This window comes from Streptomyces sp. CA-146814 (assembly GCF_050942385.1).
In the GTDB taxonomy this organism is placed as follows: domain Bacteria; phylum Actinomycetota; class Actinomycetes; order Streptomycetales; family Streptomycetaceae; genus Streptomyces.
The window spans coordinates 3210557-3225003 of the sequence record NZ_CP192068.1; the positions used below are offsets into that span (position 1 = coordinate 3210557).

At 69.8% G+C, this 14447-nt stretch carries 11 protein-coding genes and 2 pseudogenes; 7 read left to right on the plus strand and 6 right to left on the minus strand.

The window, feature by feature from the left end:
• Window positions 1-3: 3 nt before the first annotated feature.
• The 3 genes from ACQP09_RS14145 to ACQP09_RS14155 form a co-directional block, all read right to left on the minus strand.
• Window positions 4-702, minus strand: a complete 699-nt coding sequence (locus ACQP09_RS14145) for a DarT ssDNA thymidine ADP-ribosyltransferase family protein (protein WP_073725498.1) — start codon at window positions 700-702, stop codon at window positions 4-6.
• A complete protein-coding gene (locus tag ACQP09_RS14150) occupies window positions 699-2099 on the minus strand; it encodes a UvrD-helicase domain-containing protein (protein WP_164621898.1) in 1401 nt (466 codons plus the stop codon). Before ACQP09_RS14150 ends, ACQP09_RS14145 begins: the two co-directional genes overlap by 4 nt.
• 609 nt (window positions 2100-2708) lie before the next feature.
• On the minus strand, window positions 2709-3287 hold the full coding sequence (locus ACQP09_RS14155; RefSeq protein WP_433399169.1) for a TIGR03086 family metal-binding protein: 579 nt from the start codon (window positions 3285-3287) through the stop codon (window positions 2709-2711).
• 85 nt (window positions 3288-3372) lie between these two features.
• Here ACQP09_RS14155 and ACQP09_RS14160 point away from each other — a divergent pair.
• Window positions 3373-4201, plus strand: a pseudogene (locus ACQP09_RS14160) (AraC family transcriptional regulator).
• 49 nt (window positions 4202-4250) lie between these two features.
• Window positions 4251-4985: a Mut7-C RNAse domain-containing protein gene (locus tag ACQP09_RS14165; RefSeq protein ID WP_433399172.1), complete on the plus strand. Its 735-nt coding sequence runs from the start codon at window positions 4251-4253 to the stop codon at window positions 4983-4985.
• Between the two features lie 17 nt (window positions 4986-5002).
• Here the strand turns inward: ACQP09_RS14165 and ACQP09_RS14170 are convergent, their stop codons facing one another.
• Window positions 5003-5503, minus strand: coding sequence for a hypothetical protein (locus ACQP09_RS14170; RefSeq protein WP_433399175.1), 501 nt, complete (start codon window positions 5501-5503; stop codon window positions 5003-5005).
• Window positions 5504-5690: 187 nt separating this feature from the next.
• Here ACQP09_RS14170 and ACQP09_RS14175 point away from each other — a divergent pair, with 187 nt between their 5' ends.
• Together ACQP09_RS14175 and ACQP09_RS14180 are read left to right on the plus strand one after the other, a co-directional pair.
• A complete protein-coding gene (locus ACQP09_RS14175) occupies window positions 5691-6449 on the plus strand; it encodes an SDR family NAD(P)-dependent oxidoreductase (protein ID WP_018512680.1) in 759 nt (252 codons plus the stop codon).
• Between the two features lie 168 nt (window positions 6450-6617).
• Window positions 6618-7522, plus strand: a pseudogene (locus ACQP09_RS14180) (hypothetical protein).
• A 64-nt stretch (window positions 7523-7586) separates the two neighbouring features.
• On the opposite strand, the gene ACQP09_RS14185 reads toward ACQP09_RS14180, so the two are convergent.
• Window positions 7587-8780: an RtcB family protein gene (locus ACQP09_RS14185; protein WP_433399178.1), complete on the minus strand. Its 1194-nt coding sequence runs from the start codon at window positions 8778-8780 to the stop codon at window positions 7587-7589.
• Window positions 8781-8963: 183 nt separating this feature from the next.
• On the opposite strand from ACQP09_RS14185, the gene ACQP09_RS14190 reads away from it, so the two are divergent.
• The 3 genes from ACQP09_RS14190 to ACQP09_RS14200 all read left to right on the plus strand — a co-directional run bounded on the left by ACQP09_RS14190 (window position 8964) and on the right by ACQP09_RS14200 (window position 12461).
• Window positions 8964-9809 carry a DUF3558 domain-containing protein gene (locus tag ACQP09_RS14190; protein WP_433399181.1) on the plus strand — a complete coding sequence of 282 codons (846 nt, stop codon included), beginning with the start codon at window positions 8964-8966 and terminating at the stop codon, window positions 9807-9809.
• A 131-nt stretch (window positions 9810-9940) separates the two neighbouring features.
• Entirely contained in the window at window positions 9941-10759 is an 819-nt protein-coding gene (locus tag ACQP09_RS14195; RefSeq protein ID WP_433399184.1) for a DUF3558 domain-containing protein, read from the plus strand.
• 181 nt (window positions 10760-10940) lie between these two features.
• Complete coding sequence (locus ACQP09_RS14200; RefSeq protein ID WP_433399186.1) at window positions 10941-12461, plus strand: DUF2637 domain-containing protein; 1521 nt, start codon at window positions 10941-10943, stop codon at window positions 12459-12461.
• 85 nt (window positions 12462-12546) lie between these two features.
• Here the strand turns inward: ACQP09_RS14200 and lysS are convergent, their stop codons facing one another.
• Window positions 12547-14313 carry a lysine--tRNA ligase gene (gene lysS, locus ACQP09_RS14205; protein WP_433399189.1) on the minus strand — a complete coding sequence of 589 codons (1767 nt, stop codon included), beginning with the start codon at window positions 14311-14313 and terminating at the stop codon, window positions 12547-12549.
• Window positions 14314-14447: the final 134 nt, after the last annotated feature.

The following is a 14447-nucleotide window of genomic DNA, read 5'->3' on the forward strand; positions in this document are numbered from 1 at the left end:
TGTTCACTCTGCCAGAGTTGTTCGGGGGATGTACGGGCTCTCCGGTGGCCGATTGCCGGAGCGCACCGAGCGGCTCAGGACGTACTTGTCGAAGAGCATGGGAGCGACAACCAGAGGTGGCAGCAGAACCGCCATCCCGAACTGGGCATGTCTGAAGTGCTCCAGCTCTGCCTGCTTCTCGTCCCGGACGATGACAGAACGTACGGCGGACAGTGGGATGATCCCGGGTATCTGTATCTCTGCCTGGTCGTCCGTAGGCCACCAAGACGGGTGCCCACTTTCTCGCCGCAGAGTCACCTTGCCGGTCACCGTGGGCGCGAACATGGCATTGAAGCCGTCGGCACCCAGCCGGGCGCCGGCGCTCCTGTCTCGTGCGGAGTTGTAGGGACAGAAGCGTGCGCCGGAAGTGGCGAGCAGGTCGACGTCCAGCGTGAGAACCACCCAGTCCTGAAAATGGCGGTCCCGGCTCGCTGCCTGGGCCAGGTACCAGGTGTTCGGATACTCCACGCTCAGGAAGGTGAACTCCAGTGCGCCGTCCAGGCGCTGGGTATCGGCAGGCCGAAAGGCGTCCGCAGCTGTCTGCAGGGTGGCCACGGGACGTATCTGCCGGGTTTCGAGGATATGGGACAGGTTGGCCGACTTGGTGAGATGGCACAGACGGGTGATACCGCGGGCCCGGGCCTGCTCAAGGACGTCACTCACAAGCTCACCCGCACGTACAGGTCAGACATCTCCTGCGGCACCAGACCGGTCAGCTTGCTTGAGTGCAGCATGATGAGGTCTGTACGAGCCCGGGTGATGGCTACGTACAACTGCCGGGCCTCGCGCGCCTTGGCCTCGTCGAGGCCGTGAGCCTCCACCTCACTCGGTTTCGGCAGCTCGTCCGCATCACAGAATGGGAGGATCACCGAGTCGAACTCGAAGCCCTTCGCCGCAGAGTAGGTCCCGTAAAACACCCCCGGCTCGTCCGTCCACCGCGCAAGCTCACGGTGCAGGCGGTGAATGGGGACACGACCTCGGTCGAGGAGAGATCTGAGTTTGTCCTCGTGGACCCGGGTGCGCATAAGAATGGCGACCTGGCGGTCCGCGCCCAGCGCCAGGGCGTTGCTCGCCGCCTGAACGAGCTGTTCTTCCTTGCCCGCGGTCTCCAGGATGGTGGGTTTCGGGCCGTCGGCCGCCGCACCGGTCGGCTGGACCAGATCGACGTCGTCCTTGAAGTGCGGCATATCCGAAAGGGACTGGGCGAGTTGGGCGACCTGACGGCTGTTGCGATAGTTGTGGGCGAACTCCACGACATTTGACACATGAAGGCCCAGGGCACGCCAGGACATCCGGCTCCCGTAGATCTGCTGCGCGTAATCGCCGAAGAAAGTCAGTGATCCGTCGCTGGGAATGGCCGCTGCCAGGCTTCGAATCATCTCGGGTGTAAAATCCTGGCCCTCATCGACGACGACATGCCGGTAAAGCCGCTTGGTGGGATCAACCTTCAGGGCACCCAGGACCGTCGACGCCATGTTGTCGAAGTCGTACTCGTACCCGGCTTCGGCACGCAACTGTACGTACCGTTGGTAGACCTCGAAGACGACTTCACGATCGGGTTGCTGAAGTGGCCTGCCCCGGCCAACCCGACGAGCACGGCCTTCCACATACGTCTGCTGGTCGACTATGCCGTGCCCGACCATCCAATGCAGCTCATCGAGGAAGAAATCGAGCGGACGGTGAATCACGGCCCGGGAGGGATGGCGCTCACGAGCCTCCCCCAGCGCCCGCTCAACCATTTGCTTCTTGGACTTGCATATGCGCACCGGCGATTTGGTGCGATGCGCGAGATAGCCACGCGCGAAGGTGTGGTAGGTCTCGATCTGCAGGTTCGTAGACGCGGCGCTCATACCCCTGAGGTAGGTTACGAGAGCCTTGTTGAAGGTGACCAACAGCGTGCGGCCTCCGATACCCGGGGCCGTGGCCAGATAGTGAGCCCGATGGACCGCCATCGTCGTCTTGCCGCTGCCCGCCGTGCCCAGAACGACGCAGTGACCGCGTTCGTTCAGGAAGACGACGTCCCGCTGGTGACCCTTCGGGTCAGGTAACGAAAGCCCCATCGCGCCATTATGACGCGTCCATGGCCACTTGGTACAGATGATCCACGGACCGGTCCCTCAACTGGGCCTCCACCAACCGACGAAGCGGCAGCCCTCTCCGCTGGAGCTCGCGCCCTCGGCGATTAGGCAGCTTGGCCCGGGGCGGTGGTGCATAGCTTCGTCCAGCCCTCGCGCGGGCTGCTGACGACCGCGGACTGCCACACCGCGGCACCTGCCCCGTGGCCAGCCGATCACCTTCGAGGGCACATCCAGGGCACATGAGCCCAGGAAACGGCGTTAACCCGCGAGAACTACCGGGACGACTTTCCGCAGGTCAACGCGGATTCTATCGAAAATACCCAGGTCAACGCCCCGCCGCCTTCAATCGCTCCACGAGTGGCAGGACTTCTCGCACCGGCTGCACGACGCGGGGCACCAGGCGTACTGCCTGGTGTGGCCGTGACAGAGCGACTGCGCTTCCGCTGCTCGGCGGATGGTCGGTCGGTTGATTCGCGCCAAAGATGTGGCCGAGATGGAACCGAAGCCTGATCGACCGCCCACCGCACCCGTCTACGCGTCGCCCCCGACCGCCCGCCGCCGCCGAGGCCCCGCCGCCCTCACCCCGCGCCCTCAGCCCCCGGCCGGAGGACGCCACCCCGGATCCCGCCCCGTCACCGCCAGCACCCGCTCAAAGGCCGTAGCCCCGGCCCCCACCGGGAACGGCTCGCCGAACACCTTCATTTCCCGGGCCTGCGGCGCCAGGGCCGCCAGCCCTGGTCCCACCTCATCGACCACGGCCGGGGCCGGCACGAACGCACCGCCCGTCGACCGCGCCAGGTCCCACGCGTGCACGGTCAGATCGCCCAGCACCATCAGCCCCACCGTCCGGGCCGGCAGCCCCATCTGCCCGGCCGTGCCCTCCTCGGCCCCCGGCGCGTCCCACGCCGCGACCAGCCGGGCGGTCTCCTCGCCGAACCTGCCCCGCCAGTCACCCGTCACGAACTCCGGCTGATGGCCGAAATCCACCTCCTTACGGGCCGCCAGGGCCTGGAAATTCACGACCACCAGGAACAGGTGGTTCAGCAGCGCCCGTACGTCGTACTCCGCGCACGGCGTACGGAGGTCCAGCTGCGTGTCGTCGATGTCCCGCACGACGGGCAGGGCCCGGCCCGCGGCGGCTTCCAGCAGTTCACTGATCTTCTGGGTCATGGATCCCACGCTCCTCCTCCGGACCCGCCCGCGTCTTGAACAAACGCGACAGGCCGCCACAGCCTGTGCGGCCTAGGATCGATGCATGGCCGCCGGACCTCGCCGCGACACCCGGGGCATCGTCGACGCCCCGGACCTGTTCGCGCGCGTCCACTTCCGCCGCCGCGAGCCCGCCGCCGCGCTCCGCCCGTACCTGGAAGCACTACTGGCTCATCGACTGGGACCTCGACCAGCCGTACGCCGCCCACGTCGTCCCGCACCCGTCGGTCAACCTCGTCCTCCAGCGGTACGAGGCCGGGGAGAGCGCCCGGGAGCGGGCCGGGTACGCCGAGGTCGCGGGCATCGGCCTCGGGCTCTTCACCCAGAAGCTGACGGGGCGCGGCCGGGTCTGCGGGGTGCAGTTCCGGCCCGGCGGATTCCGCCCGTTCGCGGCGGAGCACACCCTGAGCGACCTGACCGGACGCCGGATCGACGCCGCCGAGGTGCTGCGTACGCCTCCGCCCGCCGGCGCGGTCCTGGACCCGGCCGACGAGGACGACCGGGTCGCCGCGCTGGACGCCTGCCTGCTCGCCCTGGAGCCCCGGCCCGACCCGCAGGCCACGCTGGCGATGGAGCTGGCCGACCGGGTGCGTACGGACCGCTCGGTGCGCCGGGCCGGAGCGCTCGCCCGGGACGCGGGCCTCTCGCCGCGCTCGCTGCAGCGGCTCTTCTCCGCGTACGTCGGCGTGGGCCCGAAGTGGGTCATCCTCCGCTACCGCGTCCACGAGGCCCTGGCGCGCGCCGAGTCCGATCCGGCGGTGGACTGGGCGCGGCTGGCGGCCGACCTCGGCTACAGCGACCAGGCCCACCTCGTACGGGACTTCACCGCCACGGTCGGCGTGCCGCCGACGGCGTTCGCCGCGCCACCTCCGTAGGCCTCCAAATGCCTGGCAGCCCGCACCGCCCCGGTGGCATCCTGGCCGGGTGAACGGACCCGAGATCACCCTCGAAGTAGCCCCTGAGCTGCGGCTCTTCGTCCCGCACGAGCGCCGCGCGGGCCGCACGCCGCTCACCACCGACGGCGTCTCCACGCTCGGCCATGTCATCGAGTCCCTCGGCATCCCGCTCACCGAGGCCGGCACGCTCCTGGTCAACGGGGCTCCGGCGGACCGCTCGCACATCCCGGGCCCGGACGAACACATCGCCGTACAAGCGGTCGACCGCCCCCAACAGGTCCCCGGCGCACCCCTCCGCTTCCTCCTCGACGTCCATCTCGGCACGCTGGCCCGTCGGTTGCGGCTGCTCGGCGTGGACGCGGCGTACGAGAGCGAGGACATCGGCGACCCCGCACTCGCCGCCCTCTCCGCGCGGGAGCGGCGCGTCCTGCTCTCCCGGGACCGCGGGCTGCTGCGCCGCCGGGAGATCTGGGCCGGGGCGTACGTCTACAGCGACCGCCCCCAGGAGCAGCTCCGCGACATCCTCGGCCGCTTCGCCCCGGCCCTCGCCCCGTGGACCCGCTGCACCGCCTGCAACGGCACGCTGGCGGACGCGGACAAGCACGCGGTGAGCGACCGGCTGGAGCACGGCACACAGCAGGCGTACGACGTGTTCGCGCAGTGCACGGCGTGCGCCCGGGTGTACTGGCGGGGCGCGCACCACGGCCACCTGGAGACGATCGTCGCGGACGCGGTACGGGAGTTCGGCGACGCGGCGGCGTAAGCCGGAGGCCCACCGGCTCAGAAGGCGTACGCGTCCCCGGTGGCGGGCGCGAGCACCTCGTGCGCGTCGTTCTTGCGGTCGGTGTCCCGCGCGCCGCCGCTCCAGACGGTGTCCAGCCGTACGACGACCTCGTCCGGGCCGTCCGCCAGCGTCAGGTCGAGCGCGGTCTGCCGGGCCCCGCCACCGGAGCGCAGCCCGCCCGTCTCGCAGAGCACGGTCGCCGCCCCGCCCCGGAGGCAGCCGTACGGCAGCTCCTGCCGCGCGGCGAGCGGCGCGGAGAAGCGCAGCCGTAGGGTCGAGGCGGTCACATCGGCGGGTCCGCGGTTCTCGCTCCGGATCCGGATCTCGACGCGGTCGCCCCAGAGGGAGACGTAGCCGTGGTGGGAGAGGTCGGCCCGGGGTGCGGGGGCGGGCACCGGGGTGGCGGTGGTGCCCGAGGCGGCCGGTCCGGCCGCCACCAGTACGGTCGTCGTGGCGGCTGCCAGCGGCGCCAGCAGCCCTCTCAGCGTCAGTCCCATACCCCGGAACATAGCGACATCATTATCTAAAACGACTAACAGAATAATTCGACGCGCTCTGCCCCACCCGCACAGCCCACGCGGCTCCATGTAGTTCACGTATCACCAACCTGGACACCCCGGCCCGGGCCGGCAACGGCTGCCTATCCTTTCCCCGTTACCGATCAGCTGCCCGAGGAGATCCGCCATGACCGCCACCCCCATCGCCGTCGTCACCGGTGCGAGCAGCGGCATCGGCGCCGCGACCGCCCGCACGCTGGCCGCCGCCGGCTACCGGGTCGTGCTCACCGCGCGCCGCAAGGACCGGATCGAGGCGCTCGCCGCCGAGATCACCGAGGCGGGCCACGAGGCGACGGCGTACGCCCTGGACGTGACCGACCGCACGGCCGTCGACGAGTTCGCCACCGCGTTCCGCTCCCTGGCCCTCCTCGTCAACAACGCCGGCGGCGCACTGGGCGCCGACCCGGTGGCGACCGGCGACCCGGCCGACTGGCGCCAGATGTACGAGACGAACGTCATCGGCACCCTGAACGTCACCCAGGCCCTGCTCCCCGCCCTCACCGCCAGCGGCGACGGCACCATCGTCATCCTCTCCTCCACCGCCGCGCTCTCCTCCTACGAGGGCGGCGGCGGCTACGTGGCCGCCAAGCACGGCGAACACGTCCTCGCCGAGACCCTGCGCCTGGAGATCGTCGGCACCCCGGTCCGCGTGATCGAGGTGGCCCCCGGCATGGTCAAGACCGACGAGTTCGCCACCACCCGCTTCCGCGGCGACACCGAGAAGGCCGCCAAGGTCTACGCCGGCGTGGACGCCCCGCTCACCGCCGAGGACGTGGCCGACACGATCGGCTGGGCCGTCACCCGCCCGAGCCACGTCAACATCGACCTCCTGGTGGTCCGCCCCCGCGCCCAGGCCTCCAACACGAAGGTGCACCGAGTGCTCTGAGCGCAACGCCCCGCCCCTGTCGGCCACTCGTACGGGTGATCAGCGCCGATCACCCGCCCGGTCACCGAAAGCGCTGCCTAGGGTCGTTCACAACTGAACGCAGAGCAGCCCCCGGCCAGGATTCCCGTCCCGGCCGAGGGCCTCACCACCTAGGAAGTAGGGCTTCCCGTGGCTGATCACGACCCTAGCGCGCCCGCACTCTTCGAGATCGACGATCTCGCCCCCGCTCCACCCACCACACCCGGCACTGCGGCCTTCATGGATCTCGAAGACCCCCGCTACTCATACATGTTCGGCTTCCTCCAGGCCGACGGCCATCTGGCGCCCGGTACAGGACGGAAGGGCCGCCTGTCCGTGGAGATCAACGTGCGGGACATCGCCATCCTCCGCGAGTTCCAGCAACTGACCCCGTACAACAGCAGCATCACCGAGCGCGTGCGCTCCACGAACTTCGCGGACCGTTACCACTCGGCCACCTGGACCCTCTGCGACCTGGAAGCCAGGACGAGGGTCAACGGCCTGGGACTCCCTTACGGCCGGAAGTCGAAGCGGATCGCCCCGCCCCGGGTAGAGTTCTCCCGCCGCGACTATCTGCGGGGAGTCATCGACGCGGACGGCTCCGTCGGATACACGGGTCAAGGGCTGCCGTTCGTCTCGCTCACGACCATGAGTGCCGCCGTCGGCGCCTACCTCTGCCGGTACGCCAAGGTGGTCACGGGGACGGCACGCCAGATCGGGCGTAACGCCCGGGACGGGGTCTACAACGTCGTCTATACCAAGGAGACAGCGGTCCAGCTGGCCGAGCACCTCTACTACCCGGGCTGCCTCTCCCTCGCCCGCAAGAGGACGGCAGCCGCGGCCCTCGCCTCCTGGGAGCGTCCCGTGACCATGAGCATCCGTCCGCCAGGTCGCCGCTGGAAACCGTGGGAGGACCGCGTCCTGCTGAGCCTGGACGACGCCACCGCGTCGGCCGCCGAGCTGAGCCGCAGCGAAGCCTCCTGCTCGGTACGGCTCTCTGGCGGCTGAAGACCGGACAGGTGCGGCGCCCCGAGGACGTTCCGCCCCTCCCGTAGAGGCCCGGAGAAGCGGTGAGGGGCCCGTCGCCACCCACGACGACGGGTCCCTCACCTCAGCCGCTCAGCCCTTGATGCAGATGACCTGCTTGAGCTTCGCGACGACCTCGACCAGGTCCCGCTGCTGCTCCATGACCTGCTCGATCGGCTTGTACGCGGCCGGGATCTCGTCCAGGACCCCGGAGTCCTTGCGGCACTCCACGCCCCGTGTCTGCTCCTCCAGGTCGCGCACCGTGAAGCGGCGCTTGGCGGCGTTCCGGCTCATCCGGCGACCGGCGCCGTGGGAGGCCGAGTTGAACGCCTTCTCGTTGCCGAGGCCCTTCACGATGTACGAGCTGGTGCCCATCGAGCCGGGGATGATCCCGTACTCACCGGAGCCGGCGCGGATCGCTCCCTTGCGAGTGACCAGCAGGTCCGCCCCGTCGTACCGCTCCTCCGCCACGTAGTTGTGGTGACAGGAGATCTCCTGCTCGAAGACCGGCTTCGCCTTCTTGAACTCCTTGCGGACCACGTCCTTGAAGAGCCCCATCATGATCGCGCGGTTGTACCTGGCGTACTCCTGCGCCCAGTACAGATCGTTCCGGTAGGCAGCCATCTGCGGGGTGTCCGAGACGAAGACCGCCAGGTCCCGATCGATGATCCCCTGGTTGTGCGGCAGCTTCTGCGCGATCCCGATGTGGTGCTCGGCCAGCTCCTTGCCGATGTTCCGGGAGCCGGAGTGCAGCATCAGCCACACACTCCCGTCACTGTCGAGACAGAACTCGATCATGTGGTTGCCTGATCCGAGCGTTCCCATCTGCTTCGTGGCACGCTCCTGACGGAACTTGACCGCTTCCGCGATCCCGTCGAACCGCCCCCAGAAGTCGTCCCACCCGGACGTAGGGAACCCGTGCAGCCTCCCCGGGTCCACCGTCTCGTCGTGCATCCCGCGGCCCACCGGAATGGCCTGTTCGATCTTGGAGCGCAGCCGGGACAGGTCGCCGGGAAGGTCGTTCGCCGTCAGGGACGTCCGGACCGCGGACATCCCGCAGCCGATGTCGACCCCCACCGCGGCCGGACAGACCGCGCCCTGCATCGCGATCACCGAACCGACCGTCGCGCCCTTGCCGAAGTGGACGTCCGGCATGACGGCCAGGCCCTTGATCCACGGCAGCGTGGACACGTTCCGCAGCTGCTGCATCGCCACGTCCTCGACCGACGCGGGATCCGTCCACATCCGGATCGGGACCTTCGCCCCTGGCACCTCTACGTACGACATAACTCCTCGATTCCCCCGAGATTCCCCCGAAAAGACGGAAAGCGCAAAACCGGGCCCAAGATCGGCAAACAAGTCGGCCGACCGGCATTCACAGCGGCGCGTGCGATACACATTGTGTCCATCGGCCGCCTCCGAGCGGCAACATGTTTTCCGTACCGAAGGGAGCCTGGGACGGTGCGACACATGGCGTACGTACCCGGCGTCGCGCTCCTCGCAGCGCTCGCCGTCGGCTGCAGTGCCGGCTCCGACGGCAGCGCGAGCGACGCCGACAGCAAGCCGGGCGGCCCCACCGTCACCACCGCGCCCCCGGGCAAGTACCGGACCCTGCCCGCGCCCTGCCGTGCCGTGCCGGGCTCCACGCTCAAGGACCTGCTCCCGGGCGTCGCCGAGCTGTCCCGGCGGCAGCAGGAGAAGGCGCTGCGCGGGTCGCCGACCGTCACCTACGACACCGACCGTAAGGTCGGCTGCAGCTGGAAGTCCGACGCCCCGGACTCCTCCCGGAACCTCTCGATCGACTTCGAGCGCGTGGTCTCGTACGACCCCGCCGTGAGCGACGACGACCGCGCCCGCGCGCTGTACGTGAAGAAGGAGAACGCGGCCGATCTGTCGGGGAGGGCCACTCCCGGGACGGCGCCGGAGAAGGGCACTCCCAAGAGCTCGGCAAGCCCGGAGGCAGAGGAGCCCGACAGCAGCCGGAGCCCGACGAGCCCTTCGGCCTCCCCCTCCAGCACCTCCGGTACTCCCGGCGCGTCCGGCACTCCCGGCGCGTCCGGCAGCAGCGACGAGGACCTCCGGCCGCGCGTGCTCGACAAGCTCGGAGACGCCGCATTTCTGGACGATCTCCTCACCCGGGCAGGTTCCACCGCACAGCACCGCACGGTGAGCGTGGTATTCCGCACATCGAACGTCATCGTGACCGTCCGGTACGGCGAGCAGCCGGTCCTCGTCACCAAGGTGCCCGACAGCAAGGAACTGCAGGACAAGGCCCAGGCACTGGCCCGGAAGCTGGCCGAGGTGATCAGCGAGTAGGACCGCGTACGGGCCCTCCGGGCGGCCGGTCCGCCGGTCGTCCGGGGGCGTGACCGGGGCGCCGTGAGGGCGCCGCCCGTCGTACCGTGGCACCACGAACGAGACCTCCGTGCCGTCCGAGTGAAGGAACCATGCACCGATCAGCTCCGCGACTGTCCCGCATACTCGCCTGCGCCGCCGTACCGGTGATGCTCGTAGCCGCCGGCTGCTCGTCGGACTCCGGCTCCGACTCCGACGCCAAGAAGAACGCGGGCTCCGCGTCCTCCGACGCCGCTGCCGAGCCGACGAAGCCCGCGGTCGCGCCGGCGAAGTTCACCGACCTGCCCGACGCCTGCTCCTCGGTCGCGAAGAAGACCATCGAGGACCTGGTGCCCGACGCCAAGAAGAAGGGCGGCACGGCGGGCCGCTCCAGCGATCTCTCGGTGCGCGGCAGCTGCTCGTGGAACGGCCTGGACGACAAGGGCGTCAAGGGCTCGGACTACCGCTGGCTCTCCGTCTCCCTCACCCGCTTCGACTCCGACCAGTCGCTCGGCAGCGGCGCCGCGCGCGCCGCCGAGGACTACACGAAGCAGATCACCAAGGAGAAGGGCAGCGAGGGCGCGCAGAAGGTCGCCGCGGCCGCCGCTCCCGGCATCGGCGACGAGGCCACGGCGATCACGTACAAGGTCAACAAGACGGACGAGGACTTCGAGTACGCCACGGTCGTGACCCGTACCGGCAATGTCGTCATCTCCCTGACGTACAACGGCGCCGGCTACGCGGGCGCGAAGACCCCGGCCGCGGCGGACATCCTCAAGGGCGCCCAGAAGGCGGCGAAGGAGGCGGTCGGCAAGGTCGACGCCACCGCCGGTTCCGGCAGTGCGGCGGCCTCTCCGTCGGCCGGTGCAACCGAGAAGGACGACAAGAAGAGCAGCGCCAAGCCCGAGTCCGAGGCCTCGCCCAAGTCGTGACCTGAGCCGGCCCTGAACCCCGAACTCCCAGGCCGCACACCGTTTTCCGGAGTCCGACCCTCCGCCGAGGGCCGGGCTCCGCCCCTCCCCGCGCAACACGACTCGCACACATGTGCCAGGCTGTGCCAGCGCCGGACGTCGGATGCCGGACGGAGAGAAGAAGTCGGGGAGGGGAGCGCCGGTGGCCGCCATACCGCTGACACGCACGCACCGGATACTCATCGGGATCGTCGTCGCCGGTGCGGTGATCATCGCCGCGATCGGGTTCGCGGGCTCCTACGCGGCCGTGCGCGAGCTGGCCGAGGCCAAGGGGTTCGGCCAGTTCTCCCTGGTCTTCCCGATCGGTATCGACGCGGGCATCTGCGTGCTGCTGGCCCTGGACCTGCTGCTGACGTGGATGCGGATCCCGTTCCCGTTGCTGCGTCAGACGGCGTGGCTGCTGACCGCCGCGACCATCGCGTTCAACGGCGCCGCCTCCTGGCCCGACCCGCTCGGCACCGCGATGCACGCGGTGATCCCGGTCCTGTTCGTCGTCTCCGTGGAGGCCGCCCGCCACGCGGTGGGCCGGATCGCGGACATCACGGCCGACAAGCACATGGAGGGCGTACGCCTCACCCGCTGGATCCTCTCCCCCGTACCGACGTTCAAGCTGTGGCGGCGCATGAAGCTCTGGGAGCTGCGCAGTTACGAGCAGGTCATCAAGCTCGAACAGGAGCGGCTGATCTACCAGGCCCGGCTCCAGGCCCGGTTCGGCCGCAACTGGCGTCGCAAGGCGCCGGTCGAGTCGATGATGCCGTTGCGGCTGGCGAAGTACGGCGTCCCGCTCGCCGAGACCGCGCCGGCCGGCCTCGCCGCCGCCGGTATCGAACCGGCCCTCCTGCCGCCCGCCCCGAAGCCCGAACTGCCCTACGAGCCGCGGCGCGAGCAGGACCGTGAGCCGAGCCAGGAGCACGGGTACGAGCAGGGGCGCGGACCGCAGGGACCGCAGGGACCGCAGCAGGAGCAGGCCCAACAGCACCCGCAACAGCAGCAACACCAGCCACAGCAACAGCAACACCAGCCACAGCCGATGTCGCTCCAGAAGCAGCCGGCACCCCAGCAGCAGCCCCTGGAAACCCCCCAGGCCCCGCCCACCCACGACAGCCCCTGGTTCGCCGCGCAGAAGCTTCCGGAGGGCCCGAACGCGAGCGCGTACGACCCGCAGCACACCGACGGCCTGGAGCCGACGCCCGCCGCCGTCCCGCTGGGCCCCGGCCGCACCCGGCCGCTCGGCAACGTCGGCACGATCGGCGCGGTCCCGCACCCCCGCCGCGAAGAGCCCCAGCAGACGCCGGAGCCCGTACAGCAGGCGGCACAGCCCGTACAGCAGGCGGAGCCCGTACAGCAAGCGGCACAGCCCGCTCAGCCCATGCCGCAGGCCGCCGATGAGGAGCCGCCCGCCGTGCCCGCCCCCGGCCCCGAGGACGCGTCGCAGCTGGAGGAGTGGTCCCAGGAGGACAACGACTTCGCCGACCGCGCGTACGAGGAGTTCAGCGCGTACACGGACGAGGTGGGCGAGTACCCGAACGTCGAGACCCTCGACATCCACCTGGCCGACCGGCGCAATGTGCACCACCCGCGCTCGACCCAGCTGCTCCAGGACCTGATGCCGCAGTTCAAGAACCTCCACCGGCAGCGCGCGACGGCCGACCAGAGCGCCTGACACGCAGCGTACGTACGGAAGACGAAAGGGCCGCCGCCCGGGAGGAGTTCCCGGACGGCGGCCCTTTTCCGTACGTACGGCGGTGCTACGCGCCCAGCAGCCTGCGCACCCGGTCCGCCCCCACCGCGAGCAGCAGCGTGGGCAGACGCGGCCCCGTGTCACGGCTGACCAGCAGCCGGTACAGCAGGGCGAAGAACGACCGCTGCGCGGCCTTCAGCTCGGGCGTCGGCTTCGCGTCCGGCTCCAGGCCCGCCAGCACCTTCGGCACGCCGTAGACGAGCGTGGTGAGCCCGTCCAGCGACCAGTGCGTGTCCAGGCCCTCCAGCAGGAGGCGCAGCGACTCGCGGCCCTGGTCGTCGAGCGAGCCCAGCAGCTCCTTGTCGGGCTCGTCGCGGACGATGGTGCGGGCCTCGGCCGGGACCTGGGTGGTGATCCAGTTCTCGGCGCGGTCCAGGCGCGGGCGCGCCTCGTCCAGCGAGGTCAGCGGGTTCTCCGGGTCGAGCTCGCCGAGGATGCGCAGCGTCTGGTCCTCGGCGCCGGCGGTGATGTCGGCGACCGAGGCGAGCGTCCGGTACGGGAGTGGGCGCGGGGTGCTCGGAAGCTCCCCGGCCGCCGTGCGGACGGCACGCGCGTACGCGGCGGCGTCGGCGGGCAGCACCGTGCCGTCGGCGACCTTGCGGCCCAGCGAGTCCCACTCGTCGTACAGCCGCTGGATCTCCTGGTCGAAGGCGATCTTGAACGACTGGTTGGGCTTGCGGCGGGCGTAGAGCCAGCGCAGCAGCGGCGCCTCCATGATCTCCAGTGCGTCGGCCGGGGTGGGGACCCCGCCCTTGCTGCTGGACATCTTGGCCATGCCGGAGATGCCGACGAAGGCGTACATGGGCCCGATGGGCTGCACGCCGTCGAAGACCTCGCGGACGATCTGGCCGCCGACGACGAACGAGGAGCCGGGCGAGGAGTGGTCGACGCCGCTGGGCTCGAAGATCACACCCTCGTACGCCCAGCGCATCGGCCAGTCGACCTTCCAGACCAGCTTGCCGCGGTTGAACTCGTTGAGCCGGACCGTCTCGGCGAAGCCGCACGCCGAGCAGGTGTAGTTCAGCTCGGTGGTGTCGTCGTCGTAGGAGGTGACGACGGTGAGGTCCTTCTCACAGTTGCCGCAGTAGGGCTTGTACGGGAAGTAGCCGGCGCTGTTGCCGCTGCCGTCGTCCTCACCGGCGGCGCCGGAGCCCTCGGCGGCCTCCAGCTCGGCCTCGTCGACCTTCTTCTGTTGCTGCGGCTTCTTACCGCCCTTGCCCTGGGCCTCCGCCGGGTCCTTCTTCGTCCGGTAGCGGTCCAGTACGGCGTCGATGTCGGCGCGGTGCTTCATCGCGTGCAGGACCTGCTCGCGGTAGGTCCCCGCGGTGTACTGCTCCGTCTGGCTGATCCCGTCGTACTCGACGCCCAGCTCGTCCAGGGCCGCGGTCATGGCGGCCTTGAAGTGCTCGGCCCAGTTCGCGTACGCGGAGCCGGCCGGGGCGGGCACCGAGGTGAGCGGCTTGCCGATGTGCTCGGCCCAGGACGCGTCCACGCCCGGGACGCCGTTGGGGACCTTGCGGTAGCGGTCGTAGTCGTCCCAGGAGATCAGGTGGCGCACGGTGAGGCCCCGGCGGCGGATCTCGTCGGCGACCAGGTGCGGGGTCATGACCTCGCGGAGGTTGCCGAGGTGGATCGGGCCGGACGGTGACAGGCCGGAGGCGACGACGACCGGTTTGCCAGGCGCACGACGCTCCGATTCGGCGATGACATCGTCCGCGAAGCGGGAGACCCAGTCGGTCTCGGTGCTGGTCTGACTCTCGGCCACGGTCGGCACGTCCTTCTCTCGTCTGTCGATTCCCAGTGGGTTACCGACCATTCTCCCAGCTACCGCCCGTAGCGCGAAAACGGCTTTACGCCCCGTGGGATACTGGGGAGATCCCTTGGACACCCAAGAGAATCCCCTGTACC

What these genes read in the sequence shown, in the direction of transcription:
- ACQP09_RS14185 (WP_433399178.1), bottom strand. Translation starts at nt 8,780, where the DNA reads ATGTCGTACGTAGAGGTGCCAGGGGCGAAGGTCCCGATCCGGATGTGG.
- ACQP09_RS14150 (WP_164621898.1), bottom strand. Translation starts at nt 2,099, where the DNA reads ATGGGGCTTTCGTTACCTGACCCGAAGGGTCACCAGCGGGACGTCGTC.
- ACQP09_RS14155 (WP_433399169.1), bottom strand. Translation starts at nt 3,287, where the DNA reads ATGACCCAGAAGATCAGTGAACTGCTGGAAGCCGCCGCGGGCCGGGCC.
- ACQP09_RS14190 (WP_433399181.1), top strand. Translation starts at nt 8,964, where the DNA reads ATGGCGTACGTACCCGGCGTCGCGCTCCTCGCAGCGCTCGCCGTCGGC.
- ACQP09_RS14170 (WP_433399175.1), bottom strand. Translation starts at nt 5,503, where the DNA reads ATGGGACTGACGCTGAGAGGGCTGCTGGCGCCGCTGGCAGCCGCCACG.
- ACQP09_RS14175 (WP_018512680.1), top strand. Translation starts at nt 5,691, where the DNA reads ATGACCGCCACCCCCATCGCCGTCGTCACCGGTGCGAGCAGCGGCATC.
- ACQP09_RS14195 (WP_433399184.1), top strand. Translation starts at nt 9,941, where the DNA reads ATGCACCGATCAGCTCCGCGACTGTCCCGCATACTCGCCTGCGCCGCC.